General features: G+C 70.3%; 20 protein-coding genes and 1 pseudogene. 11 read left to right on the top strand and 10 right to left on the bottom strand.

What is annotated here, in order from left to right; translation table 11 throughout:
- Window positions 1–362: 362 nt before the first annotated feature.
- Window positions 363–1331 (bottom strand): ferritin-like domain-containing protein, encoded by a 969-nt coding sequence (locus H293_RS0124120; RefSeq protein ID WP_259294522.1) that lies wholly within the window; start codon window positions 1329–1331, stop codon window positions 363–365.
- A gap of 355 nt (window positions 1332–1686) precedes the next feature.
- Window positions 1687–3387: a carboxylesterase/lipase family protein gene (locus H293_RS0124115; protein WP_078612656.1), complete on the bottom strand. Its 1701-nt coding sequence runs from the start codon at window positions 3385–3387 to the stop codon at window positions 1687–1689.
- Between the two features lie 93 nt (window positions 3388–3480).
- On the opposite strand from H293_RS0124115, the gene H293_RS0124110 reads away from it, so the two are divergent.
- Window positions 3481–4245, top strand: a complete 765-nt coding sequence (locus tag H293_RS0124110) for a TetR/AcrR family transcriptional regulator (RefSeq protein WP_020120408.1) — start codon at window positions 3481–3483, stop codon at window positions 4243–4245.
- Window positions 4246–4309: 64 nt separating this feature from the next.
- Here H293_RS0124110 and H293_RS0124105 read toward each other — a convergent pair whose 3' ends face one another.
- On the bottom strand, window positions 4310–4873 hold the full coding sequence (locus H293_RS0124105; RefSeq protein WP_020120407.1) for a cysteine hydrolase family protein: 564 nt from the start codon (window positions 4871–4873) through the stop codon (window positions 4310–4312).
- A gap of 429 nt (window positions 4874–5302) precedes the next feature.
- Between H293_RS0124105 and H293_RS0124100 the strand changes: the two genes are divergently transcribed.
- Window positions 5303–5956, top strand: coding sequence for a hypothetical protein (locus H293_RS0124100; RefSeq protein WP_020120406.1), 654 nt, complete (start codon window positions 5303–5305; stop codon window positions 5954–5956).
- An 80-nt stretch (window positions 5957–6036) separates the two neighbouring features.
- Here the strand turns inward: H293_RS0124100 and H293_RS0124095 are convergent, their stop codons facing one another.
- From H293_RS0124095 to H293_RS0124080, 4 genes are all read right to left on the bottom strand, one after another.
- Window positions 6037–7299 (bottom strand): alpha/beta hydrolase family protein, encoded by a 1263-nt coding sequence (locus H293_RS0124095; RefSeq protein ID WP_020120405.1) that lies wholly within the window; start codon window positions 7297–7299, stop codon window positions 6037–6039.
- Window positions 7300–7407: 108 nt separating this feature from the next.
- Window positions 7408–8193 (bottom strand): EthD domain-containing protein, encoded by a 786-nt coding sequence (locus H293_RS0124090; protein ID WP_020120404.1) that lies wholly within the window; start codon window positions 8191–8193, stop codon window positions 7408–7410.
- A 126-nt stretch (window positions 8194–8319) separates the two neighbouring features.
- Window positions 8320–9606: an MFS transporter gene (locus tag H293_RS0124085; protein ID WP_033415634.1), complete on the bottom strand. Its 1287-nt coding sequence runs from the start codon at window positions 9604–9606 to the stop codon at window positions 8320–8322.
- 290 nt (window positions 9607–9896) lie between these two features.
- Window positions 9897–10838 carry a LysR family transcriptional regulator gene (locus tag H293_RS0124080; protein ID WP_020120402.1) on the bottom strand — a complete coding sequence of 314 codons (942 nt, stop codon included), beginning with the start codon at window positions 10836–10838 and terminating at the stop codon, window positions 9897–9899.
- 128 nt (window positions 10839–10966) lie between these two features.
- On the opposite strand from H293_RS0124080, the gene H293_RS0124075 reads away from it, so the two are divergent.
- The 7 genes from H293_RS0124075 (at window position 10967) to H293_RS0124045 (ending at window position 17973) form a co-directional block, all read left to right on the top strand.
- Entirely contained in the window at window positions 10967–11959 is a 993-nt protein-coding gene (locus tag H293_RS0124075) for a fumarylacetoacetate hydrolase family protein (RefSeq protein WP_020120401.1), read from the top strand.
- Between the two features lie 44 nt (window positions 11960–12003).
- Window positions 12004–12963, top strand: a complete 960-nt coding sequence (locus tag H293_RS0124070; RefSeq protein ID WP_033415646.1) for a cyclase family protein — start codon at window positions 12004–12006, stop codon at window positions 12961–12963.
- Between the two features lie 23 nt (window positions 12964–12986).
- Complete coding sequence (locus tag H293_RS0124065) at window positions 12987–14120, top strand: FAD-dependent oxidoreductase (protein ID WP_028808136.1); 1134 nt, start codon at window positions 12987–12989, stop codon at window positions 14118–14120.
- 74 nt (window positions 14121–14194) lie between these two features.
- Window positions 14195–15193, top strand: a complete 999-nt coding sequence (locus tag H293_RS0124060) for an amidohydrolase family protein (RefSeq protein ID WP_199790193.1) — start codon at window positions 14195–14197, stop codon at window positions 15191–15193.
- A 26-nt stretch (window positions 15194–15219) separates the two neighbouring features.
- A complete protein-coding gene (locus tag H293_RS0124055) occupies window positions 15220–16158 on the top strand; it encodes a VOC family protein (RefSeq protein WP_020120397.1) in 939 nt (312 codons plus the stop codon).
- A 106-nt stretch (window positions 16159–16264) separates the two neighbouring features.
- Entirely contained in the window at window positions 16265–17236 is a 972-nt protein-coding gene (locus H293_RS0124050; RefSeq protein ID WP_020120396.1) for a fumarylacetoacetate hydrolase family protein, read from the top strand.
- Window positions 17233–17973: an SDR family NAD(P)-dependent oxidoreductase gene (locus H293_RS0124045; protein WP_020120395.1), complete on the top strand. Its 741-nt coding sequence runs from the start codon at window positions 17233–17235 to the stop codon at window positions 17971–17973. The genes H293_RS0124050 and H293_RS0124045 overlap by 4 nt, the downstream gene beginning before the upstream one ends.
- 106 nt (window positions 17974–18079) lie before the next feature.
- Here the strand turns inward: H293_RS0124045 and H293_RS0124040 are convergent, their stop codons facing one another.
- The 3 genes and pseudogenes from H293_RS0124040 to H293_RS52845 all read right to left on the bottom strand — a co-directional run bounded on the left by H293_RS0124040 (window position 18080) and on the right by H293_RS52845 (window position 20636).
- The gene (locus tag H293_RS0124040) at window positions 18080–18709 is read right to left on the bottom strand and encodes a TetR/AcrR family transcriptional regulator (protein WP_020120394.1); all 630 of its coding nucleotides are present in this window, start codon (window positions 18707–18709) and stop codon (window positions 18080–18082) included.
- A 21-nt stretch (window positions 18710–18730) separates the two neighbouring features.
- A complete protein-coding gene (locus H293_RS0124035) occupies window positions 18731–19060 on the bottom strand; it encodes a class II aldolase/adducin family protein (RefSeq protein ID WP_397895349.1) in 330 nt (109 codons plus the stop codon).
- Window positions 19057–20636: pseudogene (locus H293_RS52845) on the bottom strand (aldehyde dehydrogenase family protein). Before H293_RS52845 ends, H293_RS0124035 begins: the two are co-directional and overlap by 4 nt.
- Before the next feature lie 150 nt (window positions 20637–20786).
- Between H293_RS52845 and H293_RS0124025 the strand changes: the two are divergent.
- Both H293_RS0124025 and H293_RS0124020 read left to right on the top strand, forming a co-directional pair.
- On the top strand, window positions 20787–21758 hold the full coding sequence (locus H293_RS0124025) for an SMP-30/gluconolactonase/LRE family protein (protein WP_028808134.1): 972 nt from the start codon (window positions 20787–20789) through the stop codon (window positions 21756–21758).
- A 53-nt stretch (window positions 21759–21811) separates the two neighbouring features.
- Complete coding sequence (locus tag H293_RS0124020; RefSeq protein WP_033415645.1) at window positions 21812–22642, top strand: SDR family NAD(P)-dependent oxidoreductase; 831 nt, start codon at window positions 21812–21814, stop codon at window positions 22640–22642.
- The last annotated feature ends 64 nt before the right edge of the window (window positions 22643–22706 follow it).

Here is a 22706-nt window from a genome sequence, read left to right as displayed (position 1 = left end):
CACATCCACGAAAGGCAGAGCATGTCGCTCCTGAAGACAAGACCTGGGACCAGGACACCGCTCGCGGGGAAACGATCAAAACGGGTGTCTGGGAGGCCACACCCGGCGAGACTCGTTCGATCGAGGGTAGACCCCGCGGACGTCCACGCCCACGGAGGACGCGTGGACCCAGCGGGGCGCCCTGTGCGGATCATCGGGCCAGGCCTCGCGGATGGCCGGGGTGATGTTCACCCAGGCCAGTCCTCGGGGGAGGCGCCGAGCTGGTCGAGCATGTACTCGAACGCCGCGTAGCGGGGCTTGTAGACGGACCACGTGGTCCGCCGCCGTAGTGAGAACAAACGCCTACACCTAACGAAGCACTGTTAGGACCGCGGGTGGAACTGGGGGCCGTACGTGCTCCGGGTCCCGGGGATCTTGGTCTCCATGAGCCGCACCGCGGGCTCCTCCAGGGCACGCATGGCGTGGATGGCCGCGCCCAGGGCGCGGGGGCCGCCGTCGGCCCAGGCCGCGTCGAGGGAGTTCAGCACGGTGGTGTAGGTGTTGTCGAACCTGTCCAGGAGCCGCTGCACCGGCGCCGACGGCCGGGGCCAGCCGCCGGCCGGGACCCGGGCCATGGGCCGTGCGTGCGGGAAGGGAACGGGCGCTCCGGTGAACGTCCAGCCATCGGCGGTCTGGCGCAGTTCCCGTCCGTGGTAGATCTCGGCGAAGGCGTAGTAGTGGGCCGGGTGGTCGTTGGTGAAGGAGTCGGCCGGGGAACTGCTCGTGCCCTCGCCCTGCTCCCTGATGATGTCGATGGAGCGCTCTACGTCGAGGAGGGTCTCGACCGGGTGCAGATCGTCGGAGCCGATGCGCGCGGTCAGCTGTCCGCGGGCCGACAACTGCGGGGCCACGGTCCGAAAACCGTCGAGCATGGCGCCGTAGAAGTCGCCGACGGAATGTGTGGCACTGTCGCTGAGGGCGAGCGGTTCCTCGGGTGCCTCGATGGACATCATCATGTGCACCAGGGACTTGGTGAGACCCGACAGGTACACGGTCACGCCGTCGCGTACGCCGCCGGGCAGCGGGCCGGGATAGTTGGGCGCCGCCGCCCTGATCCGGGGCTGCCCGCCCACGGCCACGAGCAGGTTGCACACCACGCCCAGGTGGTACATCTCGTCGTCGATGATGCGCCGGATCAGTCGCGCGGCCTGCGAGCCGCGGTCCTTGATGGACCACCAGCCGCACAGGTACGGCGGGATGGTGGACAGTTCCAGCTCCACAGCGACCTGAAGCGCCGACCGGAGCCAGTCGACGCCGCGACCGGTCTCGGGGACGGCCATCAGTCGCGCCACGCAACCGAGCGGCGGCGGCTCAGGTGGTCCGCTGTGGGGGCCCGCAGTGGCCGACGCCGGTGCGGCCGCCGCGATAACCGGCGCACCGGCGGCCACGGCTGTAGTGGCCAGGAAACTCCGGCGCTTGAGCGCAGCCCCGGCCGGCCTCTCCACGTCTTCCCTCACGCCATCACCCTCGCCTCGCAGTCACGGCCCCGCCATGCCGAAGGCATACGGGTCCTCGGATCAGCTCGCGAAGCTAGCAGGCATCACCCCAGATGAGAGCCATGACGTGCGAGGACGACTTCAAGTTCGCTGAGAGGGAGCTGTCGCAAACCCATCCGCCGCCCACCGAGGACAGCCGCCGTAGCGGCCGTCAGCTGCCGATGGTCTTCCAAAAACCGCAGTCGTGTTCCTGGGCGAGATCAGCCGGTTCCGTCTTGCCCGGTTGCAGCGACTGGACGTGCCGGCCGGTTCCGAATCGGGGCCAGGGCGCCGCGCCGTGGCCGTTCGGGTCGCCCGTGTACGCGAACCGGGCCCAGTAACGCACCATCGTCTCCGCGAGTCGGTGCTGAGCGGGTGTGGCCGGGCCGGGGAGCTGCTCGTCGTCGAAGAGGTACTGCAGTTCGCTGCCGTGGAACGCCCCCGTGGGGAAATTGGGTTTCTTGAGGGTGCTGAACCAGGGAGCTTCGTCGTCGTCGAACTCGTAGGCGTAGGTCGGCACGTGTCGGTCCAGGGTCCGGTCCCGGTCGAGGACCGTGCAACCCCAGGCCCAGTCGGTGACGACGGTGGACAGCGCCTCACCCGGGGATCGGAAGCGGTCGGCGGGGTAGCGGGCCAGGACGCGGGCCGCGTCGGCGGGCGCGAAAAGTGTCTGGATCTCCTGCCGGTAGCCGGCGTCGGTCGTCGTCTCGCCGGTCACGGCTTCGACGGCCGCGGTGAACAGGCGATGTTCGTCCCGGGTCGTTCCCTGGATGATGGGGACCCGGCGGAAGTGACCGGTGGCGAACGCCCGTTCCGGACTCACGGGCAGTACGCCGCCACCGCCACCGCCACCGCCACCGCCGACCGTCGGTCCGGACCCGAGTCCGTAGTCGGACCATTTGACGAGTTCCTCCACGGGTTCGGCGCGCAGACAGGCCGCTGCTGTCCGACGGTCGGAGCAGCCGACCTTGGCCGCCACGTCAAGCCCGTGCCGCTCGCGCTCCGCGCGCGGCAGCGGGAACCAGGTCGCCGGACCCGGTGACCATGTGCGTCCCGTGCACTGGGCGCTTTGCAGGATCGCCTTGTGGAAGAGGCCCGCTGACCCCGGCGCCACGAGATGTGCGCAGACGCTGGTACCGCCGGCCGACTCGCCGAAGAGCGTGACGTTCGCCGGGTCGCCGCCGAATGCCGCCGCGTTGCGCTGCACCCACCGCAACGCGGCCTGCTGGTCCTCCAGGCCGAAGTTGCCCGACAGGTGCTTGGCCGGACCGTGGTCGAGCGCGGGATGGCCGAGGAATCCGAAGACGCCGAGCCGGTAGTTGAAGCTGACCACGATCACGTTGCCCGTACGGGCCAGGCGTTGTGCGTCGTAGAGGCTCCCGGCGCCGTTGATGAAGCCGTTGCCGTGGATCCACACCATCACCGGCAGATCGCGGGCACTGCTGCGCACAGGCGTGGTGACGTTCAGGTAGAGGCAGTCCTCGGTGCTGCTCGCCTGGTCGATGAGCCCTGCTGCCTGTGCACACCGGTTGCCGGGTTCGGTGGCGGACCGTACGCCTGCCCAGGACGCGGCCGGCTGGGGCGACGCCCAGCGCAGGTGCCCGACCGGCGGAGCGGCGTAAGGGATGCCCTGGAACATCCGGGTGCCCGTGCCGAGGCCGCCTTCGACCAGGCCGGCGTCCGTCCTGACCACGGTGGCAGGACGGCCTTGGCCGCCGTCGGTGCGATGCGCCGCGTCCGACGATCCGGCTGCGCCGCTGATCATGGCGCCGCAGAGCAGAGCGGTCAGCAGGGTCCGTAAGCGCGGCCGCACCGTGATCTGCGACCTGCGTGTCGTGGGTGAGGGTTCCTGGCCCAGTGGATTCACAGACATTCGCATCCTCAGTAGTTCGTGTGTGGGTCACACTAATATAAAGTGTGAGGGGCGCACGAAGTCAATGCCCCTGGGCTGACATGGAGATGACCGATGCCGACAAGTGACGATGAGCAGCTCCCGCCCGGCCTCGCCCTGGCATGGGGACTGCCCGTCAAGACGGGGCGACTGGGCCGGAAGCCCTCGCAGAGCGTTGAGGGAATCGTCGAAGCGGCAGTCGCACTGGCTGACGCGGACGGCTTCGCGGCTCTGTCCATGCCGAACATCGCCAAGCGGGTGGGGCTCACCGCCAACGCGATCTACCGGTACGTCAGCTCGCGGGACGAACTGCTGGTGCTCGTCGCGGAGACCGCGTGGGGCCCGGCGCCGGACCTGGAAACCGGTACGGACCAGTGGCGAGCCGCGGCCGCCACCTGGACCAGGGCAATGATCGAGCGATGCGAAGCTCATCCATGGCTGCCCGACCTGCCCATCCGCGGGGCGCCCGCGACCCCGAACCTGCTGCGCTGGACAGAGGTCCTGCTGGAAGCGCTCACCGGCGCCGGGCTGAGCACTGCCGAATCGCTAGGGTGTGCGCTCCTGCTCGACGGCTACGCGCGGCGCATCGCCAGTGCCCGCCGCGACGTGCGCAACAGCAGTGCGGCGCCGGTTCAGTCCGCCGCCGTGGCACGGTTCCTTCAACCGCTTCTGCACGAGCACGGATATCCCATTCTGGCGTCCATGATGACGAACAACGAATACGACGACGACATCGGCGACGACGACGTGGACTTCGGCCTGACCCGGATCCTGGACGGTATCGAGGTACTGATCGCTCGACGAACACAAGGGCGGCAGCCACGGCACACGGACGAGTGAGCGCACCGCACCATCGGGCCGCTGGCGCTGGCGCTGGCGACGCGGGCGAGGGACGGGCCGGCCTCTATCGCGATGCGATGGCTTTGATCCAGCCCTCGACGTCGACCACATCCGCCCACTGCGGGAACAGCTTCTCGGTGAGCATCCGGTGCACCTCGGGGTCGGTGTCGAGGCAGGCATCCGCCAGGACGGTGAGGCCGAAGTCCAGGTCGATGGCGTGCCACAGGGTGGACAGCACCACAGCGCTGGTGGCGATGCCGGTGAGAACAAGGCTGTCGATATTGCGAGCTCTGAGCACCAGGTCGAGGTCGCTGCCCGAGAACGCGCTGCCCCGCCTCTTGGTGACCACGACGTCGCCCTGCCGGGGAGCGACATCGTCATGGATCTCGGTACCAGGGGCACCCTCGGTGAACAGGCCGGCCCGAACGGCGTTTGTCATCACCTTGTTTCGGGGGCTGACTTCTGGATCGCCCGGCCGTAACCCGAGCACCACGTAGATCACGGTGATACCTGCGGCCCGCGCGCCGTCGATCGCCCGGCGCAAGCGCGGCAGATATCCGGAACCGTCATCGGCGATGGCCACGACGTCCCGTTGGACGTCCATCACCAGAAGTGCGCTGTTCGCCATGCCTGCTGTCCCTTCTCCGTGGGGAAACAGGAGCAAGTCTGGTGGATCAACCGAGCCGCGGTGGAGGTTTCGGGATCCGTCGCAGGATCATCGGTTCCGGGCGGAGCAGGCACAGCCCGGGCAGGTAGCCGGGTCAGTCCCCGCCTCGCCAGGCAGCACGGATCCGCCATTCCAGCCGCACATCCGCCACAGCAGCGGCCCGCCCATCGAGCTGTCGTACGATTTCGGCGCCCCGGGCCGGGGTGCAGCCGGGTCGCAGTGCGTGCCAGCCGTGCCAATTGAGGAAAAACCGCGGCGACATCGAGCGGCCGTGGCGGAGGGACGGGAGTGACATCTACAGCCGCAAGCTTGCCAACTGCCTCTGCCGACGCCTCTCGTCGCCGCCCCGTTTCGCCCCGCTGATGTCAGCCACCCTGTCCCGGAGAACAAATGAAGCTCCCCATCACCATCCACGAAGCAAGGCTCGGAGCCACGGAGTTCAAGGTCATCCGACCCGCCCGGCCCTTGGTCCACGCAGTGCTCATCGATCACGACCGGCACCTGGACACCTACCTCGACCAGGAGGCCGCCCAGCGAATCGGCGGGCTGTGGAAGCTCGCTGCCTCGTCACCACGCTCGCTGGTCCACCTGCCGATACGGGGGAACCGTGGGCCCTCCCGCGAGCTGCCGGAAGACGGCACACGGCAGCTTGATCTCGTGCTGCTGCACCACTCGCTCCAGTTCGCCCCCTCGCACTGGAAGGAAGTACGAGGACGGCTCGGCCCGGGGCATCCGCGGACCGTCACGCTGCCCGGTCCAGGGCACACCGACGAAGCCGTGGCGGATCACGAGGCACGGCACTACCGGGAGAACCGGGACCTGTTTCACCAGCATCTCCGCGCCGAGACCCTGTTCATGACCGGCAGCGCGAAGCTGTTCAGGGACACCGCCCGGCACTTCTTCGATGTCGCCCGAAACGGTCCTGGATACGTCCCGGTCCACCCGAGCTATCCGCACTTCTGCACCGAACTCCACTCGAACGACGGCGTTCTCGGCAACGCGCGCGAGATGCACATCGAGTACTGCGACCAGTGGGACTCATGACCCATGAACCCGACTGACGGGAGGCGCGGCCGACCACGACTTTCAGTGCTGCATGCCGTACAACGCTCGAGATCAATCACCTAGCGTACGAACGTGATCGGGTACGGCGACGCACCGCCGTCCAGCAGGTGGTCGTCGCGGTCCTTCAGGAAGCGGTCGAAGAACGAGGCCACCAGTGCCCGGTTCGCGGCCACCGCCCGGTGGGAGTCGACAGTCCCGACCGCCGCGGCCAGCGTCGCGTCCGGTACCCGGCCGGCCAGCTGCGGCAGCAGTGCCTTGGCGTCGGTGAAGGACGCGTGCACGCAGTCGTTCAGCGTGACGTCGGCCTTCCAGCCGCGCTGGTGACTCCAGAACGAAGCCCAGGACGGCTCGCGGCGCACGTCGCTCCCGTCGGCCGCAGAGCTGTTGCCCATCAGCAGGAACGGCTGGTCCAACCCGTGCAGGGCGACCTCGCTCAGGTTGGTGCCGGAGGGTTCGGAGTTGTACTCCAAGGTGCCGTCCATGTTGATACCGGCCTTGATCCGCGGATCGCCGTACATCGTGCTCGCCGCCGTGAACCCACCGCCGGATTGCCCGAACATGCCCACCCGGCGCAGGTTCATCACACGGGTCAGCCGGGGCGGCAGGCTCGACAGCCGGTCCAGTACGAGCTCGGTGTCGGCCGTGCGCGCGGCCATCAGCTTCGTGAAGAACGCCAGTGTGGTGCCGTTCTGGAACGCCTCGGCCCAGGCCGTCAGCATCGGCCCGTTCCCGGTCACGTGGCCGTCCGGGAACTGAACCGCCGGCGCCTCCCCGGTGTGGTCGACCGTGACCACCACGAAGCCGCGCGACGCGAGGTCCTCGGCCAGCGACACGTTCCAGTCCCGTGAGTCACCGGCGCCGGGGGAGTACAGGACGACGGGGAAGCGGCCGGGCGCCGGCGCGGCGTCCCGTACGGAGTGCGTCCTGGTCGCGGCCCAGTTCACCAGACCGGCGGGCAGCTCGTTGTTCTGCTCGACCGCCGGACCGACCGCCGCGGCCACCGCCTTCGGAAACTGGTGCGTGAACGGGCGACCGCCCGTGTGCACTGCCGGGTAGAAGACGCTGATCATCAGCTCGCGGGGAGACCGGCCCGGCACCCACGGATCCGAGCGCTTGTCGTCGACGAGCCGGAACGCCGACTCGCCGGTGGCGTGGTGGCCGCGTGGTGCGGGCAGCCTGAGTGTCTGGCCCTTCGCCGGGTTCGATGGCACAGGCAGCGCCGGCGCGGCGTGCGCGGCTGAGGCCGCGGCCGGTGCCGAGACGGCGAGACCGGAGAGGAGAACCCCGACCAGAGAAGTGACAACGAGACGAGAGCTGCGCATGGGAGGTCCCCCGAGTGCGGCGTGGCGGTGTTCGGTCACGTGGATCTTCCCAGCGCGACTCCGCCATGAGCCATCGTGCTACCAGGCGTGTCACGCCTCGGGTAAGCCCTACCGCAAGCCGGCCGGCCGGTGGCCCGCGGAACGGCCGTCGGCGCAGAAGACGGTCACCTCGCGGCTGTAGAGGACGAACGAGCGGGACGGGTCGTAGAAGCCGCCGGCCTGTGCGGAGCATTCCCGCAGCGAACGCTCGTAGGAAGGGAAGTGGGTCAGAGCCTCGTCCGGGGAGTCGAAGTACAGGGCGCCGACTCCCGCGTACGCGGGCTCGCCTCCGCCGCCGAAGTGGCTCAGCGCTTTCTCGGCCCCGGGGGTCTGCCCGTGCTGGACGCATCCGCGCAACGCCTTCGCATGGGGCGCCCCTTCGGTGATGACCTCCTCATGGGCGGCCCGCCACCGCCCGGTGAAGTCGTTCGGGAGCAGCCCTTCCGACACGTGGAGGAAGTGCAGTACCTTCACGCGGCCCGCTTCCCCGGCCGACGTCGGCGGGGGCATGAGCACCGCGGGGCGGGTCAGCAGGGCCAGGGCGCTGGGCAGGTCGTTGAAGTGGGCGCCGTCGGGGCCGACGACCTCGCGCGAGTACGGGTCGGACATCGTGGCGGCCAGCGCCTCCATGCTGTCGAACTGCAGCTCGGTGACGGAGTCCCGGCCGAACTCGGCGAGGTACGCCGGGTCTTCCGCGCTGCCGAAGGACGCGTCGAACACGTGGTTCTGTATGTAGCGCCGGATCTGAAGCGGGTTCGCGGCGGCCAGCGCTCCGTGCACCTCGTGGAGGTAGCGCAGGAACGCCTGGTGCGTCATGCCCGGCTTGCGGCGGATCGCCGCCATCAGGTTCAGCATGTCTCTCCCATGGGACGGTGGGACGGGTGGGGCACTCGGACCGCGGGCGATCGGCGTCACGGAGACGTCCGCGACGCCGATCCCGACAGGCGCGTGGTCTTCGCCTTGCTCCGGCGCCGCCTCGGCTCAGCCCGCCAACTGCCGCACCGGTTCCGGGGCGGATTGCGTACGGCGTCGCCGGGCGGCGAGACCGAGTGCGGCGGTGGCTGCGGCTCCGGCGAGGGCGAGTACGCCCAGGGCGTCGGCCCGGGTGCCGAGGGCGGAGGCGAGGGCGAGGACCACGAGCGGGCAGATGAACTGGCCGAGGAAGAAGGAGCCGGTCCACAGGCCGGTGCCGCGGCCGCGGTCCTCGAAGTCGAGCAGGGACATGGCGAGGGTGAGCAGGCTTGGCAGCATGATGCCGCCGCCCAGGCAGTTGATCACGGCACCGACGGTCAGCACGACGGGATCGGGAGCGAGCCAGATCACCGCGAAGCCGAGGGTGCACAGGGCGAAGGCGATGGACAGCCAGTCCCGCGGGCTGCGGCCGGACCGGGTGAAGACGACGGCGCCGATCACGATCGCGGCGCTGGAACCGGCGCTGGCCAGCCCGATGACCGCGGTGTTGCTCACGCCCATGTCGTCCAGGAGATAGGCCATCTCCACCTGGACGGTGTAGAAGAGGACGGCGCCGAAGACGGTCAGCGCGCAGGTGCCTGCCAGCGGACGCCAGGGGAAGGGCCGTGCGGCGACCGGCTCCGGGGTGCTGGGGAAGGGGGCGTCCGCGAGGCCGTGCGGTCGGGGCCGGGGCAGGAAGGCGGCCATGGCGGGCGCGAGCAGCAGGCTCACGGCGTAGGCCCAGAACGGCATGCGCCAGCCGGCGGATCCGGCCGCGCCGCCCAGGACGAAGAAGGCCGTCGCGGAGATCGCGGCGCACATCGTCTGCATCGCGAGGTAGCGGTCGCGTTGCCGGCCGGAGTAGTAGTCGCCGAGCAGTGTGGTGCAGCAGGTCATGATCGCGGCTTCCGCGACGCCGACGAGTGCACGGCTGGCGACGATGGCGACGAGGGAGTCCAGCCACAGGGGAGCGGTGCCGAGGATCGCGTACACCACGGTCGCGACGACCAGCAGACGTTTGCGGCCGAGCCGGTCGACGAGGACGCCGGCGAAGGGGGCCAGCAGCGCCAGCGACAGGGCGGGGATGGTCAGCGCCATGGGGACGAGCGCGTCCGCGCCCGGCACGTCGGCGAAGTGGTCCTGCATCTGCGGCAGCACGGGGGCGATGAGCACGGCGCCCAGGATGGGCAGACAGGCACCGGCCATCAGGAGCGTCAGACGAAGCCGGTGGCCGGGGCCGGACACGATCTGCTCGGGCGGGGCGTCCGCGGCCGCGTCGGACGGCGGGGAGGGGAGCGGGGACACGGGTGCAGGCATGCGGGAACTCCACGTGGCGTCTCGGGAGGGGATCGGGCTGGTGCGGCCGTTGTGCACGGACCGTCCGGCACCCGTGGCGGCCTCGGAGCGGGGTGCCGATGGCTGCCGGGCGTCGCGGCGGATGGGCTCGCCGGGCGCCTGCGCGGACCCGGCGGAGTGTGAGGGGGCGGCTCCTGCGCCGGGCTGAGACGACTATGGGCCAAGGAACAGGTCATGCCTAGCCCTCATCCGATCGATATCGAAGATGCGGATCATCCAGAGCCTGGATGGAGGGGCTGCAGGCGTCGCCGCTAGCTCGACGGGACGGCGGCGGGAGGCCGGGGTTCGGACGGCGCCAGTTCCGCTCCCACCCGGGCCGCGGTCTCGCGCAGCCAGATGTGGGCCGCGTCGTGGGTGTGCACCGGATGCCACCACAGCGCCTCCTGGAGAGGGACCGCCCCGTACGGCGCTTCCATACGGCGTACGGCGGCCACCCCGCTCAGCAGCTCCGCCAGACGCTGTTGCACCAGGGCGATCCGCCGGGTTCCGGCGACCAGGAACGGCAGCGCCTGGAAGCTGTCGACGGACACCTCGACCTGCGGTTCGATGCCGAGCATGCTCAACTGCCGGGCGGCCGGGGCGTCGTAGGTGCGCTGGTAGGCGACCCAGGGCAAGCGTGCCAGGTCGTCCATGGTCAGCCGGTCGCCGACCTCGTCGTTGGTCTCGGCGACGAGGAAGACCCAGCGGTCCGCGAACAGCTCCACAGCGGGGAATCCGCTGATGACACCGTGCGGCATGAACAGTCCGTCGGCCGTGCTGAGCAGCGTTTCGGTGTCCTCCGTGACGTCGCCGGGCGTCCGCTGGAAGCGCAGCCGTACGCCCGGGGCCTCGGCGTGCACCCGCTGGGCGAGCTCGGCGCCGAAGACGCTGAGCGCGTAGTCGGAGGTGAGCAGGGTGAACTCGTGCTCCTCGCTGCCGGGAGCGAAGTCGGCCCTGCTGGTGAAGACTCGTTCCAGCAGGTCGCACGCGGTCGCGGTGCGGTCCAGCAGGGCGCGGCCGAGGGCGGTCAGTTCGTACTGTTTGCCGGCGCGTGAGATCAGGTCGTCGTCGAAGTGGCGGCGCAGGCGGGCGAGCGCGGCGCTCATGGCCGGCTGGCTCAGCCCGACGCGTTGCCCGGCGCGGGTGACGTTGCGTTCCTCCAGCAGGGCCCGCAGGGACAGGACGAGGTTGAGATCGAGGCCGGAGAGGGACACGACGCCTCCAGAGCTGGGTCGCCGACAGCGACATCTGCCAGGCGGATGATCAACATCCTAAGAATCTATTTCCCAGATTAATGGGTGAGGCCCCAGATTGGTCCCACCGCAATCTGGAGGACATTCCCGTGAAACCCGCAGCCGCTTCCACGTCTTTCTCCGGACCCTTCGCCCTCGGCTCCCTCGCCGCCCCGGACCAGGCGTCCTTCCCCGCTCTCGTGATTCCCGCGGGACGCGTGCTGGATCTGCGCGCGGCCCTCGCGGAGCCCGCCCTGACGACCCGGCAGATCCTCGAACGCTGGGACGTACTGCTGCCTCGCCTGCACGAACTCGCGGCCGACACCACGGCCGCCTGGCGCCCCCTGGAGGGCCTGCGCGTACAGGCCCCCGTTGAGCCCCGCCAGGTCTTCCAGTCCGGGGCCAACTACCGGCAGCACGTGATCGACCTGGAGGTCGCCCACCGCTCGCCCGACGACCCGCGCACGGCCGAGGAGTCGCGAGCGGAGATCGCCGCGGTCATGGACCGCCGGGCCGCCGAGGACCTGCCGTACGTGTTCATCGGGCTGCCGAGCGCGATCACCGGCCCCTACGACGACGTAGTGCTCCCGTCCTGGGCCGAACAACCGGACTGGGAGCTGGAGTTGGCCGTCGTCATCGGCAGGCCCGCCCAGCGGGTGCCCGTCGAGGACGCGCTGGATCACGTCGCCGGGTACACGATCGCCAACGACCTCACCGACCGGGCCACGGTCTTCCGGCAGGACATGAAGGCCATCGGCACCGACTGGCTGCGCTGCAAGAACGCGCCCGGTTTCACCCCGCTCGGGCCGTGGATCGTGCCGGCCGGGTCGATCGCCGATCCGGGTGATCTGAGGGTGACCCTCAAACTCAACGGCGACACCATGCAGGACGAGTCCACCAAGGACATGCTGTTCGGAGTCGCGCGGCTGGTGTCGTACATCTCGCAGACCTCCCAACTCCTGCCCGGCGACCTGGTCTTGACGGGCAGCCCGGCCGGAAACGGCATCCACTGGAGCCGGTTGCTGCGCGACGGCGACGTGATGGAGGGCTCCGTCACCGGGCTCGGTGCGCAGCGCACGCGCTGTGTGGCGGAGGCGCTGTGAACCGTCACGACCGAGGCGCCGCGACGCGTCACGCCCCAGGCGTTCTGCCCCCCCACGACCCCGAGAGCGCGATCGCCGAGGCCGCCAAGGCGTACTCCAACTGGGGGCGTTGGGGCCCGGACGACGTGCTCGGCACGCTGAACTTCCTCGACGAGGCCAAGCGCCGCGAAGGCGCGGCACTGGTCCGGCGGGGCGTGAGCTTCTCGCTGTCGCAGCGGTTCGACATGAACGGCCCGCAGAAGGGCTGGCGGCGCCGCACCAACCCGGTGCACACCATGCTGGACACCGGCACCGACGCCGCCCTCGGCAACCAGGGCTTCCCGCACGGCATCGGCGGCGCCGACGACGTGATCGCGATGCCGCTGCAGTGCTCCACCCAGTGGGACGGGCTCGGCCACATCTTCGACCACGGCAAGGCGTGGAACGGCCGCGACGCCGCGACCACGGTCACCTCCGAAGGCGACCTCGTCACCGGCATCGAGCACATGGCGCCGTACGTCGCGGGACGCGGCGTCCTCCTCGACGTCGGCCGGGTGATCGGCGACGAACGCGGAGAACTGCCGGACGGATTCGCGATCACCGAGGAACACCTGGCCGAGACGGCTCAGGCGCACGGCGTGGCGGTAGGACGCGGTGATCTCGTCGTCGTCCGGACCGGGCGGCTGGCGCGCGCCCGCCGCGAGGGCTGGGGCGACTACGCGGGCGGCGACTCGCCCGGGCTGTCCTTCACCACCGCCGGCTGGCTGCACGCGAGCGAGATCGCCGCCATCGCCACCGACACCTGGGGCTTCGAGGTGCGGCCGAACGAGTTCGACGCCGCCTTCCAGCCGCTGCACCAGGTCGCCATCCCCCACATCGGCCTGCTGATCGGCGAGATGTGGGACCCCGACCCCCTCGCCGACGACTGCGCGGCCGACGGCGTGTACGAGTTCTGGCTCACCGCCGCACCCCTGCCCATCACCGGAGCCGTCGGCTCCCCTGTCAACCCGGTCGCCGTCAAGTGACCCGCCCAACAAAGGAGTTGGCCATGGAATCTACGACGCGGAGAAGGAGAGTCCTGGTCGTCGGAGGGGGCACCTCCGGCAACGCCATGACCGTGCTGCTGCGCCGGGCGGGCATCGACGTCGACCTCGTCGAGGCAAGGCCGGACTGGAACGTACGCGGCTCCGGCATCACCCTGCAGGGCAATGCCCTGCGCGTGCTGCGCGAGATCGGCGTATGGGACGAGGTCCGCGAGCACGGCTTCGCCTTCGACTCCCTGGGCCTGACGACCCCGGACGGCACCGTGCTCCACGTCGGCGACGTCCTGCGAACCGGCGGAGACGACCTGCCCGCCACCCTGGGCATGCAGCGCCCGGTGCTCCAGCGCATCCTCGCCGACGCCGTCCGGGCGTCCGGGGCCACCGTCCGCCTCGGCACCACCGCCGAGATCCTCACCCAGGACGACCAAGCGGTGACCGTCCGCCTCAGCGACGGCACCGAGGACCGCTACGAGCTCGTCGTGGCCGCCGACGGCCTGAACTCCGCGACCCGCGCCGCCATCGGCATCGACGCCAAGCCCGAGCCGACCGGCATGTCGATCTGGCGTGTCCCGGCACCCCGCCCGGCCGGCGTGGAGCGCAGCGACCTCTCCCACGGCGGGCCCTGCTACATCGCCGGCTACACGCCCACCAGCCAGGACACGGTCTACGCCTATCTGGTCGAGGCCGGCCGCGACCGCGCCACCATCCCGCCCGAGTCGTACGCGCGGGAGATGCGCCGCCTCGCCGAGGGGTACGGCGGTCCCTGGGACGAGATCCGGGAGTCGATCACCGACCCGGCCCAGGTGAACTACACCTGCTTCGACCGGATGCTGGTGGAGGGGGCCTGGCACCGGGGGAGGGTCGTACTCGTCGGCGACGCCGCGCACTGCTGCCCGCCCACGATGGCCCAGGGCGCGGCGATGGCCCTGGAGGACGCCTCGGTGCTGAGCCTGCTACTGGCCGACGGGTCGACCTGGGACACGGAGCTGTTCACGCGCTACTACGAGCGGCGGATCGACCGGGTCCGGACGGTCGTCGAAGCGTCCGTGCAGATCGGGCAGTGGCAGCTCGACGGGGTGCAGGGTGACGTTCCCGGCCTGATCGACGCCACGATGACCACCCTCAGGGAGCTGCCGTGACGGACCGTCCTCCGGTGCGCGCCGCCGGGGCAGACCCCCGGCCCGGCCGCCCCTCTGCCCCGAACGGCGACGCGCTGCCTTCCCCGACCGTCGACGTACACGCGCACATCCTGATCCCCGAGGTCGAGGCCTTCGTGGCCGGGCTTCCCGGACTGGCCGAGGCCAGGGAGCTGGATGCCCGCCGTAATGGCCCCGCGTCCCTGGCGGTCAGCGGCCCCATGGTCCGCACCGTCCTCCCCAGGGCCACCGACGTGCGCCTGCGGCTGGCCGCGATGGACGCGCAGGGCGTGGACGTGCAGTTGGTCAGCCCCTCGCCGTCGCACTACCACTACTGGGCGGACGAGGAGACGGCCGAGAAGGTCTGCCGGCTCGCGGCCGAGGCGACGGCCGCGCACTGCGCCGAGGCGCCCGACCGGCTGCGAGGGCTCGGACTGGTTCCTCTCCAGCATCCGCAGCAGGCCGTGCACGCCCTCGACCAGGCCCTGGAACACGGGCTGTTGGGCGTCGAGATCTCCAGCCACGCCCCGGGACGGGAGTTGTCCGACCCGGCGTACGAGCCTTTCTGGGCGCGGGCCGCCGCGACCGGCGCGATCCTCTTCCTGCACCCCTTCGGCTGCACGCTCGACGAGCGCCTGGACCAGTGGTACCTGTCCAACACCGTCGGCCAGCCCACCGAGAACGCCGTCGCTCTCTCCCATCTGATCTTCTCCGGGGTACTCGACCGGCACCCGGAGCTGAAGCTGATCGCCGCGCACGGCGGCGGCTATCTGCCCACCCACATCGGCCGCTCCGACCATGCCTGGTCCGCCCGCTCCGACGCGGGCGCGGACTGCGCCCACCTGCCCAGCAGCTACCTCAAGCGCCTGTACTTCGACTCCCTGGTCCACGACCCGCACGTCCTGCGGGCACTGGTCGGCGCGGCCGGCGCGGACCGCGTACTGCTCGGCTCCGACTTCCCCTTCGACATGGGCACCGAGGACCCCGTCGGCGCACTGCGCGCCGCACGCCTTCCCGACGCCGACTTCCACGCCGTGCGCGGCGGGAACGCGGCGGCCCTGCTCGGCCTGACCTGAACCTCACAGAGAAGGACCCCCCCACTATGAGCACATACCTGCTGACGCATCTGCGGCACGTCGACCTCGCCGTACCCGACTACGACAAGCAACTCGACTTCTACTCCGGTGTCTGGGGCCTGACCAAGGTGGTCGAGGACTCCGGTATCGCCTTCCTCGCCGCCGAGGGCAGCCCGGAGCAGTACGTCGTACGGCTGCGCAAGGCCGAGGAGAAGCGCCTCGACCTGGTCTCCTACGGTGCCGGCTCCGCCGAGGACGTGGACACCCTCGCCGGGCGACTGCTCGCAGGCGGGGTCCAGTTGATCTCCCAGCCGGGCAAGGTGGACACGCCCGGAGGCGGCTACGGCTTCCGCTTCTTCGACATTGACGGCCGCACCATCGAGGTCTTGGCCGACGTGGACGTACGACAGCACCGCAGGATCGAGGAGAAGGAGTCCATCCCGGTCAAGCTGTCGCACGTCGTGCTGAACTCGCCGGACCTGGACAGGACCCGTGAGTGGTACGAGCGGCACCTCGGCTTCCGCCACTCCGACACGCTCAGTTCGCCGTACGTCGGCGATGTCATGCACTTCATGCGGATCAGCAACCAGCACCACTCCATGGCCATCGCCAAGGGCCCGCACACCTCCCTGCACCACGTCTCCTTCGAGATGCGCGGCCTGGACGAGTACATGCGCGGGTCCGGCCGGGTGATGCGGGCCGGCGTCCAGAAGATCTGGGGCCCCGGCCGACACGTGGCGGGCGACAACACCTTCACGTACTTCCTCGACCCGCACGGCAACACGGTGGAGTACACGACGGAGTTGGAGGTGCTGGACGAGGACACCTGGCACCCGCACGTCTACGACTTCTCGAAGCCCGAGGTCACCGACCAGTGGGGCACCGCCAACCCCATGAACGAACTGGTCGCCAAGGAGTCCTTCAACGACGTCGACCGCGGCGTGTTCGTCGCCCCGCCGGTCTGATCCCTTCGACCCCGGGGGACGCGGTGGCCCTGTCAACTGCCCTGACTCCCACGCCGCGTCCCCGGCCCTCATCGCTTTCCACGATCGTCGGAGCCTGGAGCCGTGCATGCGTTTCGCCACCTATGAACACCGAGACCAGCGCCGGGTCGCCGTCGTGGAGGAGGACGGCACTCTCCTCCCGGTTCCCGGCGCGCGCTCGCTCATGGAGCTGATCGGTTCCGGCGCCGGACTCGACGCACTCCTGGACGTCGGCACCGCCGCCCTCGACGTCCCCCCGGGCCCGCAGGTGTCCGAGGTGCGGCTCCTTCCTCCGCTCCAGCCGCCCACCGTGCGGGACTTCGTCACCTTCGAGGAACACGTCGAAGGGGTACGGCGGTCCGTGGACGGCGTCGGCGGGGTGCCCGAGGCCTGGTACGACGCGCCGACGTTCTACTTCACCAACCCGTACGCGGTCATCGGCGCCCACGACGACGTCCCGGTGCCGCCGGGCAGCGCCGTCCTCGACTTCGAGCTGGAGGTCGCCGCCGTCATCGGCCGGGAGGGGCGGGACCTGACTCCCGAGCAGGCCCAGGACCGCATCATCGGCTACACGGTCTTCAACGACTGGTCAGCGCGCGACCTCCAGTCCCGTGAGATGCAGGTCCGTCTCGGCCCGTGCAAGGGCAAGGACACAGCCGCCACGCTGGGGCCGTACCTGGTCACCGCCGACGAGCTGGAGCCGTACCGCGACGCCGACGGCTTTCTGCGCCTGGCGCTGACCGCCTCGGTGAACGGCGAGGTCGTCGGCAAGGACCTGCTGTCCAACATGAGCTGGACCTTCGAGGAGATGGTCGCCTACGCCTCCCGCGGCACCGCCGTCCGCCCCGGCGACGTGCTCGGCTCGGGCACCTGCGGCAACGGCGGTTGCCTCGCCGAGCTGTGGGGTCTCCGGGGCGAGCAGTCCCCACCGCCGCTGAAGCCGGGCGACACCGTCACGCTCACCGTGGAGGGCATCGGCACCGTCTCCAACACCGTGGTCCCGGGCGAGAATCCGGTGCCTGTGCCCACCGCCCGCCGCCGCACCCGGGAGCGCCCATGAGCGACCTGCACACCGGGAGACTCCTGGACAAGGTCGTCGTCGTCACCGGCGCCGCGCGCGGCCAGGGCGCCGCCGAGGCCGAGGCCCTGGCCCGTGAGGGAGCCCGCGTCATCGCCACCGACGTGGCCCAGGCTCCCGGTTGCCGGCTCCTCGACGTCACCGACGAGGCACAGTGGGCACAACTCGCCGCCGAACTGCGGGAGTCGTACGGTCAGGTGGACGGCCTGGTCAACAACGCGGGCATCACCTGGCGCGCCCGCCTCGGCGAGGTGACCCCGGACGACGTCGCCCGCGTCCACGCCGTCAACGTCACCGGCCCGCTCCTTGCCATCCAGCACCTGGCGCCGCTGATGCCGCCCGGCTCGTCCATCGTCAACGTCGGCTCCACCGCCGCGCTCACCGGCCACTACCCGGTCGCCTACACGACGAGCAAGTGGGCGCTGCGCGGCCTGTCGAAAGCCGCCGCCACCGAACTCGGCCCGCGCGGCATCCGCGTCAACACGATCCACCCCGGCTTCATCGAAACCGAGATGACCGCCTCCGCCGCGCCCGCCTTCCGCGAGGCGAACATCCGCGAGACCCCGCTCGGCCGCACCGGCACCCTGGAGGAGGTCGCCCCGCTGGTCATCTTCCTGCTGTCCGACGAGTCCTCCTTCATCACCGGCGCCGACATCCCGGTCGACGGCGGCCTCACGGCGCACGGCGGCGTCAAGTCCATCTCGGACGCGATGAGTTAGACACCGTCGGTTCAGAGCCGGGCTCTGCTGGAGCAGGGCGCTACCGGCTTGGAGGTCGTGGCCAACAACTGCGGCGCCTTGACGGGGTCGCGTCCGCGCCGGGGATTCAGGTCACCGGCACCGGCACCGGCACCAGCTCCAGTCGGCCACTCGCCATGGCCATGACCGTCGAGACCAGGGCTTGCAGGCCGTCCTGCTCCGCCTTCTCGTCGGGCAGCGAGAGATGCTGCATGGTGAGCCCGTCGAACCCGGCGAGGAAGAACCGGGCGATGGTCTCGGCCGGCTGGGCGAGCTGATGGCCGGCACGCTCGGCGGCCTCGGAGATCAGCTCCGTGGTCGCAGCCGCCACCTCGCGATAGTGGCTGTGGAGAGCCGCCTGGAGGCTGGGCGTGCGGAGCGCGAACATGGACAGCTCGGTGAGCAGTTGGTGGCTGGTCGGCCTCTCACGCACGGTGCGCCACAGCGCGCCGGCCAGGGCGACGAGCGTCTCCTCGAAACCGTCGTGCGGGGGCGCCCCACGCTTGACCTGAGCGAGCAGCTCCTGAGTGAGCTGCTCCATGACGGCGCGGTAGAGGTCCTCCTTGGTGCCGAAGGTGTAGTGCACCGTGGCCTGAGCCACGCCGAGTTCCGCGGCGATGGCACGGGTACTGCCGGCGGCGACGCCCTCCCTGGTCATGAGGTCGATGGCCGCCTTGATCAGCTGGGGGCGGCGCTCCGCCGCGGATACGTGAGCCATGGCCACATCATAACGACTGAGTCAAATGAGTAAGTCGAGCGAACAAGTAGGTCTGTCTCGGGCGGCGACCGGCAGGAGGATCAGGTCCGAGACGCGTATCCGGCTGAAGGACATCCCGAAGGGGTTGACCCAGAAGGCGGAGGGGTTCTCGGGGTCGCGCGCCGTGATGCGACCCGCGACGCCTTCGGACAATCCGAGACGTGCGAAGAGGCGGAAGGCGGCGGCGAGTTCCTGCTTCCGGACCTGGCGCTCCTCCTCGACGCTGAGGTCGTGCCGAGGCAACGGCAGGTGGACTCCTTCGGGCACGGTTCCGACGGGCGCGTGCGGGGGTGCGGCAGGCGTCACGGTCATGGGTGCGGTGGGTCCTCTCGTGATCCGATGGCCGGCCGGTGCGTGTTACTTGTCGCGAGGGCGGCGGCGGGTGCCGTACTGAGGTCCACCAGGCGGAGGATGAGGCGGTAGGCCGAGGGGTCGTACGGGATCATGTGCAGGTCCCTGCGCAGCGGGAACCGGTTGATGCTGACGGCCTGGAGCTTGGTGTACTTGCGGATGCCTTCGGCGCCGTGGCGTACACCGAGGCCGGAGTCCTTCCAGCCGCCCATGGGCAGGCCGAGGGCCATGTAGTTGGTCTGGGCGTCGTTGACGGTGATGCAGCCGGCTTCGAGTCGCTCCGCCAGACGGCGGGCCCGCTTGGTGTTCGATCCGATGACGGAGGCCTGCAGCCCGTAGGAGCTGTCGTTGACCAGGCGGACGGCCTCCTCGGCGTCGGCGACCTTCATCACGGGCAGTGTGGGGCCGAAGGTCTCCTCGCGCATGCACTTCATGGTGTGGTCGACGTCGACGAGCAGGGTGGGGGTGAAGAAGCGGCCGGGTCCGGGCCCTGCATGGCCTCCCACGACGACGCGCGCACCTTTTGTACGGCGTCGTCGACGTGGTCCGCGACGGTGGCCAGCTGGGGCGGGAACGTCATGGCGCCCACGTCGACGCTGCCCAGCCCGGCCGGCTTGCCCGAGGTCACCTGCTGGAAGCGTTCGCGCAGGAGGTCGACGTACGCGTCGTAGACGGGCTCCTCCACGTACACGCGCTCCACCGAGGTGCACATCTGGCCCCCGTTGGACAGAGCGCCCTGGAGGGTGACGTTCACGGCCCGCTCCAGGGAGGCGTCGGCGAGGACGATGAGGGCGTCCTTGCCGCCGAGCTCCAGTGAGCAGGGGATGAGCCGCTCGCCGGCCCTCGCCGCGACCAGCCGGCCGGTCCTCGTGGATCCGGTGAACATGATGAAGTCCGCGGTGTCCACCAGCGCCCGGCCGGTGGCGCCCGCACCGGTGACGACCTGGAAGACGTCCTCGGGCCAGCCGCACTCGCGGGCCATGCGCTCCATGAGCAGCGCGGTCAGCGGCGTGTGCTCGGACGGCTTGAGGACGACCGCGTTGCCGGCGGCCAGGGCCGGGATCGCGTCACCGAACGAGTTGAGCAGCGGGTTGTTCCACGGGCCGATCACTGCGACCACCCCGAGCGGTACCCGGCGGGTGTACATGCTGCGCCCGAGCACGAACGGCGACCAGGAGTGGATCTTCGTCTCGGCGAGCAGCCGCCGGGCCTGCTTCGCCCAGTGGGCGAAGGCACCGGTGCAGTAGACGATCTCGACGATCGCGTCCTCGCGCGCCTTGCCGTTCTCCTCCACGATCAGGTCCGCGATCTCCTCCCGGTGCGAGAGGAGCCACCGGCGGCCGCGCGTGAAGAACTCCGCACGTGAACGGGCATCCAGTGCCGCCCAACCCGGCTGCGCCCGCCGGGCCCCCGCGATCGCCTCGGCCACCTCCCGCGCCGTCGCGTCGGAGACGTGGCCTACCACCCCTCCGGTGGCCGGATTGTCCACCGCGATCAGTGCCCCCGTCGGAGCGCCGTCTGCTTTGAGGGTTTGCATCTCAGCCACGAAAACTCCCGCCGGAACGTTGACTTCAGTTCACTCAGAATGAGACGGTCGCCCGTACAAGTCAAGCGTCCTGTACAAGCGTCCAACTTCTGGTTGCGGTGGAGCAGAGCCCCGTCAGCCGGTCACCTGAGGAGTGGCTGAATGAAAACAACGGCAGCGCTCGCAGTGAGCGGCCTCGGTGTTCCGGAATGCCTGCGCTGGCACGAGGGGGCTCTGTGGTTCTCCGATCTGGCGCACGGCACGGTGCATCGCTGGGACGGCGGCGGGGAGCCGGAGACGGTCCTGAAGGTCCCGGGCCGGGCCGGTGGGCTCGGCTGGCTTCCCGACGGCCGCCTGCTGGTCGTGTACATGGACGAGGGCCGCGTGTACCGGCAGGAAACGGACGGCGAGCTGGTCGAGCACGCCGATCTGCGCGATGTAGTCGGCGGTCCTGTCAACGACATGCTGGTCGATCCCCAAGGGCGGGCGTACGTCGGGAACTTCGGGTTCGACTACCACGCCTTCGTGCGCGAGCACCCCAACTCCCAGCTCTACGCGCCCCCCGGCCCCCCGAGAACCCCGGTCGCTTGCCTCGCCCCGGACGGGAGCCTGCTCGGGCTGTCGGAGCCGCTGCTGTTTCCCAACGGCATGCTCCTCACGGCCGACGGTACGGCGCTCGTGGTGGCCGAGACGCTGGCGATGCGGCTCACCCGCCTTCCCGCCCACGCCGACGGCACGCTTGCGGACCCACAGCCCTGGGCCGCGCTGATCTCGCCGCTCCTGTGGCGCCTGGTGAACCATCCGGGGCTGCCCGGACGCATCACCCGCCGGATCTCCGCGCTCCTGGACCACCCCGCCATAGCCAAGCGTTCCGCGTCACCCGTCGCACCGGACGGCATCGCCTGGGACACCGACGGCGAGACGATCTGGGTGGCGAACGCCCTGCGCGGCGAATGCGTGCGCGTGGCCGAGGGCGGCCGGGTCCTCCATCGAGTGGCGACGAGCCAGCACACCCTCAGCTGCCTGGTGGCCGGGCACGACGGGCGCACCCTCTTCGCCGCCACCGTCCCGACGGACGACCCCGTCCGAGCCGCCGCGCTGAACACCGGCCGCATCGAGATGCTGCGGCTGTGACCCACCTGGAGACCGGCGAAGCCGACCTCACGCGACCGAAGGAGTCCGCGTTCATGAACCCGAAGAACGAGCAGGAGCAGGTCGTCCTCGTGACCGGTGCGGCGGGCGGCATTGGCGCCGCCATCGCGGAGCTCGCCGTCGCACGCGGCCATCGGGTGATGCTGACCGACGTCGACGAAGTGGCTGTCGTCAGCCGCGCCCGCAGCCTGGGCCCGCGGGCCGCCGCCTGCATGCTGGACATCCGCAGTTCCGCGGGATGGACCAGGGCCTTCGAGGCGGCGGAAGCCGTCTTCGGCGGCGTGGACGTACTCGTCAACAACGCGGGCATCACCCACACCAGAGTCGCGCGTGACCTGCCCGAGCAGCAGCACCGTGACATCGTCGAGGTGAACCTGCTCGGCACCATCACCGGCGTCTGCACGGCGCTGGAGCGGATGACCGCGCGGGGCCGTGGTCACATCATCAACGTCTGCAGCATGACCTCGTTCCTGCCGCTGCCCGGGTACGCCACCTACTGCGCCTCGAAGTTCGGTCTACGGGCCTTCCACCACAGCGTCGCCATCGAGGAGCGCGACGGCCCGCTGGACTTCACCCTCATCCATCCGCCGTCCACCCGCACCGGCATGCTCGCGCAGGAGATGGCCGACCCGTCCTGCGCCATCGCCTTCGCGGAGAAGTCCTACGCACCGCAGCGGATCGCCCGGGCCGTCGTCGACGCCATCGCCACCAAACCCGTCGAGGTGGTCTTCCCGCCCCTCGCGGGCCGCGTCCAGCGGATCGCCGGCGTCTTCCCCCGGCTGATGCGCCGTGTCATCCCCGTCGCCGAGGCCAGGGGGCTGCGGCAGCGGGAGCGCCTCCTGTCGCACTCGGACGCCCACCGATGAGAAGGGTCCGCGGCCTGTCCGGCCGATTCCGCACGCCATCGCTCCACCCGGCCCCCGCTGCCGC

Origin of the sequence: Streptomyces canus 299MFChir4.1, assembly GCF_000383615.1 — a bacterium.
In the GTDB taxonomy this organism is placed as follows: Bacteria; Actinomycetota; Actinomycetes; order Streptomycetales; family Streptomycetaceae; genus Streptomyces; species Streptomyces canus_C.
This window is presented reverse-complemented; position numbering and strand designations above follow the sequence as displayed.